This is a genomic window from Trichormus variabilis 0441, from assembly GCF_009856605.1.
Taxonomy (GTDB): Bacteria; Cyanobacteriota; Cyanobacteriia; order Cyanobacteriales; family Nostocaceae; genus Trichormus; species Trichormus variabilis.
This window is the reverse complement of sequence record NZ_CP047242.1, coordinates 356,675-365,000: the sequence shown is the minus strand read 5'-3', so window position 1 is coordinate 365,000 and position 8,326 is coordinate 356,675. Positions and strand designations below refer to the sequence as shown.

The 8,326-nt window shown below is 42.7% G+C and carries 9 protein-coding genes (1 of these 9 only partly in view); 1 reads left to right on the top strand and 8 read right to left on the bottom strand.

Translation table 11 applies throughout. The features are described 5' to 3' along the window. The 8 genes from GSQ19_RS01385 to GSQ19_RS01350 form a co-directional block, all read right to left on the bottom strand. Positions 1-52 carry the 5' portion of a hypothetical protein gene (locus GSQ19_RS01385; RefSeq protein WP_185478833.1) on the bottom strand. It extends 86 nt beyond the left edge of the window, so the window shows 52 of its 138 coding nt (coding positions 1-52); the start codon lies at positions 50-52; its stop codon lies beyond the left edge, outside the window. Positions 53-88: 36 nt separating this feature from the next. After that, the gene (locus GSQ19_RS01380; protein WP_224311585.1) at positions 89-826 is read right to left on the bottom strand and encodes an HAD family hydrolase; all 738 of its coding nucleotides are present in this window, start codon (positions 824-826) and stop codon (positions 89-91) included. After that, positions 792-1,511, bottom strand: coding sequence for a DJ-1/PfpI family protein (locus tag GSQ19_RS01375; protein ID WP_011321010.1), 720 nt, complete (start codon positions 1,509-1,511; stop codon positions 792-794). The genes GSQ19_RS01380 and GSQ19_RS01375 overlap by 35 nt, the downstream gene beginning before the upstream one ends. 140 nt (positions 1,512-1,651) lie before the next feature. Further along, complete coding sequence (locus GSQ19_RS01370; protein ID WP_224311587.1) at positions 1,652-2,551, bottom strand: DMT family transporter; 900 nt, start codon at positions 2,549-2,551, stop codon at positions 1,652-1,654. 250 nt (positions 2,552-2,801) lie between these two features. Then, positions 2,802-4,175: an LLM class flavin-dependent oxidoreductase gene (locus GSQ19_RS01365; protein WP_011321008.1), complete on the bottom strand. Its 1,374-nt coding sequence runs from the start codon at positions 4,173-4,175 to the stop codon at positions 2,802-2,804. A 210-nt stretch (positions 4,176-4,385) separates the two neighbouring features. Further along, complete coding sequence (locus tag GSQ19_RS01360; RefSeq protein WP_011321007.1) at positions 4,386-5,303, bottom strand: TauD/TfdA dioxygenase family protein; 918 nt, start codon at positions 5,301-5,303, stop codon at positions 4,386-4,388. Between the two features lie 125 nt (positions 5,304-5,428). Continuing rightward, positions 5,429-6,229, bottom strand: coding sequence for an SDR family oxidoreductase (locus GSQ19_RS01355; RefSeq protein ID WP_041457024.1), 801 nt, complete (start codon positions 6,227-6,229; stop codon positions 5,429-5,431). A gap of 67 nt (positions 6,230-6,296) precedes the next feature. After that, positions 6,297-6,491 carry a hypothetical protein gene (locus tag GSQ19_RS01350; protein WP_104009978.1) on the bottom strand — a complete coding sequence of 65 codons (195 nt, stop codon included), beginning with the start codon at positions 6,489-6,491 and terminating at the stop codon, positions 6,297-6,299. 427 nt (positions 6,492-6,918) lie between these two features. Between GSQ19_RS01350 and GSQ19_RS01345 the strand changes: the two genes are divergently transcribed. Then, positions 6,919-7,782 (top strand): DUF6671 family protein, encoded by an 864-nt coding sequence (locus GSQ19_RS01345; protein ID WP_011321005.1) that lies wholly within the window; start codon positions 6,919-6,921, stop codon positions 7,780-7,782. Positions 7,783-8,326 lie beyond the last annotated feature (544 nt).

Genomic DNA, 8,326 nt, shown 5'->3' with positions numbered 1-8,326 from the left:
CTACAACCCAAATGACAGTATTATTTGTGGCATTAGCTAATCGCTTTTGCATCCGATTCTTTTGCTTTTCTAATGGTGAAGTTCATTTTTAAGAGCTATGAACTAATAATTTTTTAATTTCCTCTGGAGAATGGGCAATTAAATCAGCACCGTGAGTTTTTAATTCCTCCTCAGTTCCATAGCCATAAGTCACACCAATTGCCGTCAAATTGTGCAGCTTGGCTCCGATGATATCGTGTTGGCGATCGCCTACCATGACCACAGTAGAAGGTGTAAGATTTTCTGTGATTAAAATATGCTGAATCAACTCACCTTTCACAGTTCTTGTTCCATCAAGTTCGCTACCATAAACAGCATCGAAAAGCAACGATAAATCAAAATGTTCAATAATTTGCTTTGCATAAATGTGAGGTTTAGAAGTTGCGACAAAAGTTTGATAACCAGCAAATCTGATCTTTTGGAGAATATCTATAATTTGGGGATAAAGGGAATTTTCAAATAATCCAATCGTCGAAAAACGACGACGATAAAGGGCGATCGCCTGATCAATCAAGCCGTTATCTGAAGTTTCCAGTAGCCGAGAAAAACTCTCTTTAATGGGAGGGCCGATACACCATAGCAACTCATCAGCATCAGGTGGTTTGTAACCTAATTCCGATAACGCATACTGAATACAGCGAGTAATACCCAATTTGGGGTCTGTCAAAGTCCCATCTAAATCAAACAAAATGGCGGAATAAGGCATTTTTTCGGGAGGGTGTAGGGGTGTGAGGGTGTAGGGTGTGGGGGTGTTACTTTTGAGATATAGAAATTGATGATTCAGCAACTATCTTTTGGATGATTTGCCGACGGCTATCTAGACGATTTTTGCTAGTAGCTTTGACGCTGTTGATGATGTACTCTGGTGCAGTTTCCGGCGAACCGCTTTCAAAGGGTGGTTGGGGATTGTATTCTATGGCTAGTTGAATTGATTGGGCGATCGCTTCTGTGAATAATTCCCCAGCTATAACTAGTCCAAAGTCGATTCCTGCTGTTACACCTCCCCCTGTAATCCGATTGCGATCAATGACAACTCTCTGTTTGACTACTTCAACTCCCAGTAATTCCAACAAATCTAGGTAGAGCCAGTGAGTAGTGGCGCGATACCCTTGGAGTAACCCAGCCGCCGCCAACAGTAGCGCACCAGTACAAACAGATGTCACATAACGGGCTTGTTCACCTTGAGTTTTCAGAAAGGCGAGAAATTTCTTGTCTTCTAGTTTGACATCAATACCGCTCCCTCCTGGGACGAACAACAAATCTACAAGTGGCGACTCGGCAAATGTGGTGTCAGGCAAAAAAGTGAGTCCGCCATCACTCCTTATAGGTTCTAGAGTCTCAGACAGCAGATATAGTTTTGTGTTTGGTAGTCGGTTAAAGACTTCGTAGGGAGCGGTGAAATCTAACTGTGTCACATTGGGGAATAGTACGATACCAATAGATAGGGAAGAGGTTGGTTGTGCAGTGGTCACTTTTAGTAGTGGGTAGTGGGAGCAAGAGTTAAATTATGAGCGCTGTTGATTATGTATGATTTTTTCACGCAGTAGACGCTTTGCGGCTTCCCGCAGGGTGGCGCAGAGGCGCAGAGAGTGAGAGAAAAATGGAATTAGAACTATGATGGGCTACGCTGATGAAAAAAGCCTTCTGCACTGAGCAATGCAATTCCTAAAGTCACAACAGCAATTCCCAAACTTTGAATCAGGTTTAAACTTTCGTTAATCGTTATCCAGGCGACTAAGGCTGTCAAAGCTGGACTACTAGAGCCGACGATAGACGCTTTAGTTGCGCCAATCATGCGAATCCCTAAGTTATTTAATATGTGTCCAATAAAACTAATCACACCAGAAAAAATACTGCCAATCCACAGAGGTGTCCAATCAAGTTGAGAACTGGAAGGGGAGAAAATTAGTAAGTTCACACCAGAAAGCAACAGAGTAGAGGTAAAACTGATCCAAGTGAAAGGAACAGGATGGAATTTTTCCAGACATTTTTGGGCGATGATGTTATAAAAGGCATAAATCACACCAGCGCTGAGACTAGCGAAAATGCCGATCGCCACTGTATTACTGCTATAACTGGTAGAAGATTGGGGTATTGTCAACACACCGCCTATGAGGATCATACTCATAACTAGCCATCGAAAGAGTGTGGGGCGATCGCCAAAAAACTTCCAAGCCAGCAGTGCTGTAAATACTGGATAGGTAAAGAACAAAGTCAGGGCGATACCTGTGGGAATTAAGCCAATAGCAACGTAAAGTGCAGCAATATACACAAACATTAGTATTCCACAGCCCACAGCTTGGATGAGAACATCGAAACGTTCCCGCCTGAATAAGTCTTGAATTTCTTTCCCCGCCGATGGATATAACTTCAATGCTAGAGTTGCCATGAGTGGAACTACCAGCAACATTCGCATAAACATCAGCAAAAAAGAATTTGGCAAATCCGGTTTCACATATCCACCTAAGACAAATACACCAAGTACGAGATGTTCGGAAAACAAAACTCGCACAGTGACATTATGAATCGTCAAAAAAAAGGAGGACAGAAGAACCGTCAGCATTATTTTTAAGAGTCTGGCTTTGTTGCTTGCAAGGATGATAGCCGAGAAAATTCATCATACCATTGTGCAAGTTTGGGATAATTGGAAGCTTCCAAATCAAAGATATGTCCGGTTCTTTATACCCTTACTCCTTTAAGTCGTGAGGAAAGGGCAGAAAACATACATAGCTGCCTCCTGCCCTCTGCCTTTCCTGGTAAAACTACTTACTAGCACCTGCTAATTCAGGAGACGCAACTTGGGTAAACTGGTTAACCGGACGTGGTAAACCCAAATTCTCCCGCAGAGTCCGTCCTTCATACTCGGTGCGGAACAAGCCCCGGCGTTGCAATTCAGGGACTACCAAATCGACAAACTCATCCAAACCACCAGGAAGCCAAGGCGGCATAATATTAAATCCGTCGGCTGCATCGTTGCCAAACCAGTCTTCTAACTGGTCAGCAATTTGCTCTGGTGTACCTAAGATGGTGCGGTGTCCCCTTGCGCCAGCAATCCATAAATATAGTTGACGGATGGTTAAATTTTCTCTGCGCGCCAAGTCAGTAATTAACTGCAAGCGGCTCTTACCAGCGTTGGTATCTGGTAAATCTGGCAATGGCCCGTCTAAAGGATATTGTGACAAGTCATGTCCACCAACCAAGCCAGAGAGCAATCCTAAGCCAACGGAAGGATGAATCAAATCTTGCAGAACTTGGTATTTCTCCTTCGCTTCTTCCTCAGTTCTACCAATCACAGGGAAGACCCCAGGCATAATTTTCAGGTGGTCTGGTGAACGTCCGTATTTTGCCAGTTTCCCCTTGACATCAGAATAAAATGCTTGAGCTTCTGCCAAAGTTTGCTGGGCGGTGAAAATTGCCTCGGCTGTTTGCGCTGCTAATTCCTTTCCAGGTAACGATGAGCCAGCTTGCACAATCACCGGATAGCCTTGGATGGGACGAGCTACATTTAAAGGGCCACGCACTGAGAAATGTTTGCCTTTGTGGTTGGGAATGTGCAGCTTGTCATGCTCAAAATAAATCCCCGATTCTTTATCGAGGATAAAAGCGTCATCTTCCCAGCTATCCCAAAGCTTGCTGGTTACTTGTAAAAACTCTATGGCTCGTTCGTAGCGAATGGCGTGTTCTAGATGTTCTTCTTTGCTGAAATTTTGGGCTGCGGCTTCAGCAGAGGAGGTGACAACGTTCCACCCCGCACGACCACCACTTAAATAATCTAATGAAGCGAACTTACGGGCGATGTGAAAGGGTTCTTCGTAGGTGGTGGATGCAGTGGCTACTAAGCCAATATTTTCCGTAACTACGGATAGGGCTGATAATAAAGTTAAGGGTTCAAAGTGGACACTAAATTGTCCCGACCGACTAAAGGCTTCTTTCCCCTGTCCACGATCCCAGACGGCTAGACCATCGGCGAGGAATACCATATCAAATTTGCCTCGTTCAGCAGTCTGCGCCAGCCGTTTGTAATGCTGGAAATTTAACCCCCCATCTGCTTGGGATTCGGGGTGTCGCCAAGCTGCTACGTGATGACCGGAACCTGGTAAGAATGCACCGAGTTTAATTTGTTTTTTCTTAGTCATATTTGATGAGGAGATGAGGGGGATGAGGAGATGGGGAGAAAATTAGAGAAAAATTTCTGCTTTTCTCCCTGTATTCACTCCTTTCTAAGTACAAGGTTGCCTAAAAGGGTAGGGTTTTTAAACGCAGAGGTACGCGTTCGCGCAGCGTCTCGCAGAGAAGGAAAGCACAGATGTATGCAGGATTTCGTTACGAACTTGCGAAATTCTGTACTAGGAAACTAAAGCTGGTTCGCGGCGGTTGTATGCAGATGAATCGCCCTTGATGGCTTCACTCTGCCTACCATCGATACCGACGGGGATATCGCCGACAATGGTCACACGTTGGACGTGACGTGGTTGATTGCCGTAATCTGCGATCGCATAATGTTGAGTAGCGCGGTTATCCCAAAATGCGACATCACCGACTTGCCAACGCCACCGCACGGTATTTTCTGGACGGGTGACGTAAGCTTGCAGCAATTTCACGATTTCGTCGGATTCATTTTGTGATAAACCACGAATGCGGCGCACGAAACCACCAATAAATAACCCACGTTCCCCTGATTCAGGATGGACGCGGACAACTGGGTGTAAAGTTTCATACACTGTTGAAGTGAAGACAGCCCGATAAGCTCTTACTTCTTCTGGCAGATCAACTGTTGCTGCGGCATAGTCGTAGGCGTTGCTGTGTACTGCCCAGAGTTGATCAGCAAGATTACGTAGATGAGTTGGTAAATCTTCGTATGCAGTCACAGAGTTTGCCCAAATGGTATCACCACCAGATGGGGGAATCACCAGCGCCCGCAATACAGAACCAAGCGGTGGACTGTCTACGAAGGTGACATCCGTATGCCAGTTATTCGCCCGCGCTACGGTTTTGCCGTAGTTTAAATCCAGCACTTCTGGATTATCTGGTAGTGAAGGGACAGTAGGATGTGCTGTAGTCACTTCCCCAAACCGACGCGCAAAGGCTACTTGTTGATTAGCATCGATATTTTGACCACGGAAGAAAATGACTTTGTGTTTAACTAAAGCTTTGCGGATATCGCTGATAATTTCATCGCTGAGGTTAGTACTCAAGTCAACACCAATAATCTTCGCACCGATACGTCCAGCAATTGGTTTGATATCAAAGTATTGTGAACCCATATGTTATGTTCTCCAAAAAGTTTTTACTAGTAATTGGTCATTGGTCATTGGTCATTGGTCAATAGTCAATAGTCAATAGTTATTCTTCTTTGCTCCCCTGCTCCCTCTGCCCCCTCTGCTTTATTTCACACCCCAGGGGTAGAACCGCCATCAACAATGATCTCGGTTCCGGTAATGGATGCGGCGAGATCAGACACCAAAAATAGCGCCAACGCGGCAATTTCGTCTGGTTGGGCGATTCTTTTTAAAGGAATACTTTGGAGACTTTCTGCTTTTGCTTGCTCTACAGTAATCCCCCGCGCTTGGGCGTTTTGTCTGGCTAAAGTCTCAGCACGCTCGGTAGCTGTAGCACCGGGTGAGATGGCATTAATACGAATGTTGTACTCGGCTAATTCTTTAGAAATGCCTTTGGTGAAATTGAGCAAAGCTGCATTTGATGTCCCACCAGCGAGGAAGTTAGGACGAGGCGTGCGCCCTGCACCGCCGATTATATTCACAATCCGGCCATCACCCTGGCTTCTGAGATGGGGTACAACGGCTCTGACAAAGCGAATGTAACCCAATAATTTTAAATTCCAAGCATCCAAAAATAAATCATCGGTGGAGTCAAGGAATGATCCAGCACGGGCTGAACCAGCGTTATTAATCAAGATATCAATCTGACCAAACTGTGCCAGTGTGCTTGATACGACTCGATCAACACTTTCGGCTTGAGTCAAGTCAGCACTGATAGCAATGACTTTTGCTCCAGGTGTGGGTAAGGATTGGATCGCACTAACGGCATTTTCTAACCGTTCTTGGCTACGAGAGGCGATCGCTACATTTACACCCTCACTATAAAGTGCTTTGGCAACGGCTAACCCAATCCCAGCACTTCCGCCTGTAACGATCGCTGTTTTACCTGTTAGGTTTAGTTCTAAACTCATGGAAATTGCACTCCGAAAAATAAGGGATTGGGAACTGGGTTCTACAGTTATTAGTGTTTTGAGTTGTTCACTGTTCACAGACATCAACACGATCTTCCTCTCCGGCTTTAGTACCCTCTAAATATCCATAGTCAAAGGGATAAATCGAGATTGGATAATGTGGGTGAATGGTACCTTGTGGGCGATCAATGATGAGATTACTGGTAGTTACTAGCTGATCTAGCTTTTGCCAAAAGCCATCACTCTCTTTTATCTCCAGCACTTAGGGTTACGGTAATTTCCTCAATAGCATTGCCATAAACTACGGTAAATCGATAGGCTTATAGTATTAAGTGATAAAAAACCTACCATAGACGACCATTAAGAAGCAAGCACTCTCATCAAAGATTTGTGTCATTTTTGCCGTCAGTCAGACAATACAAATGTATTATCATTCCTCTACCATATAGCCGTAGTCACACAGGCTGGGTGTTAATTACATCTCTAAACTGCACAATCCTCATGAGGTTCGTTGACAGTTAACTGTCAACACAAAAACTATGCTAATTAGCATAGTTTTTGCTATATCTGACTTCGGTTCGTTGGCGTAGCATCTTATAGGGAAGACAATTTTATAAATTATCAAGCAATCCAAATAAGCAAATTTATTGTATAAATTTAGAATAATAAACTGTTATAGAATTAACTAAATGAACTACCAGCAATTATTTAGAAATCGCCTGGCTGTGTTGGCGACAATGCACCAAAAGGAAAAGGTAATTGCACCATTATTAGAACAAGAGTTAGGTATTAAGGTGATAGTACCACCGGATTTTAATACAGATATTTTTGGCACATTCACCAGAGAAGTTAAACGCCCAGGAACCCAAATTGCCGCAGCGAGATTAAAAGCAGAGAAAGTCTTAGAATTGACTGGAGAAAATTTAGCGATCGCTAGCGAAGGTAGTTTTGCCCCCCATCCATTAGTACCCTACATTTACTCTAATAGAGAAATAATTATTTTGTTAGATAAAATCAATGATATAGAAATTATTGGTGAAGAGTTTTCTACATATACAAACTTTAACCACCAAGCTGTAGAGAGTTTAGATGAGGCATATACTTTCGCTAAGAAAGTTGGTTTTCCAGAACATGGTTTAGTTGTTTGGTTTGAAAACTCAGAAAAGAAATGTCATGAGATTATTAAAGGGATTACACAAGAAACAGCGTTGATCGAAGCAATCAATTTTGGTCTGGAAAAGTCACCCAATAGTAAAATAAATCTTGAGACGGATATGCGGGCCATTTACAATCCTACTCGCATGAAAAACATTGAAAAAGCGACTCATAATTTACTTCAAAAAATAAGCAGTTGCTGTCCCCAATGTCATACCCCTGGATTTGAAACTACTGAAAGAATTAAGGGATTACCTTGTGAGCTTTGTCATACTCCAACAACCCTAACACTAAGAGCAATTTATCAGTGTAAAAAATGTGGTTTTAGACAAGATAAACTATTTCCTAATGGCATAGAATTTGCAGATCCATCTCAATGTGTTTACTGTAATCCATAATCAGTTGGGCTATGCTAAATCCAAGGTAACTGGTAATTCAAAGTTTAACGAGAATAGGTTGAATTTTGTGTAATAAATCCCCCCTTGCCAGGTAAAACATGGGGGGAGTATGGAGCTAAAGCCCGGTTGGGCAATCGGGCTATTAGTTATTTAGTATTTATTTGCTTTAATTTAATTCCTCCTAAAGATAGATAATTCTAATTTGTGTATTTCTGCACGAGATTTTAATCATAAAAAATCTCCCCTTGCATTGTAGCAATGGGAAGATTTAGATTTTAATTTCGTCAGGTGATCGGAATATTTACTTATTTAGTATTTATAGCCTTATTTCCAATTCCACCAATAGATAGATAAATAATACTTTGAGTGCATCAAAAATGTATATCTCAATACAAGCAGGGAAATAGGATTTTTATCAATTTCAGCTATGACTGTTGACAGTCAACAGTCCTTATTAGTAGTTATGAAATTTAGATGTGCATTAGCTTCCTATAGATATTCAGCAGTTTTTCAAAAAACATGATCATGAGCAAATCATAGTAAA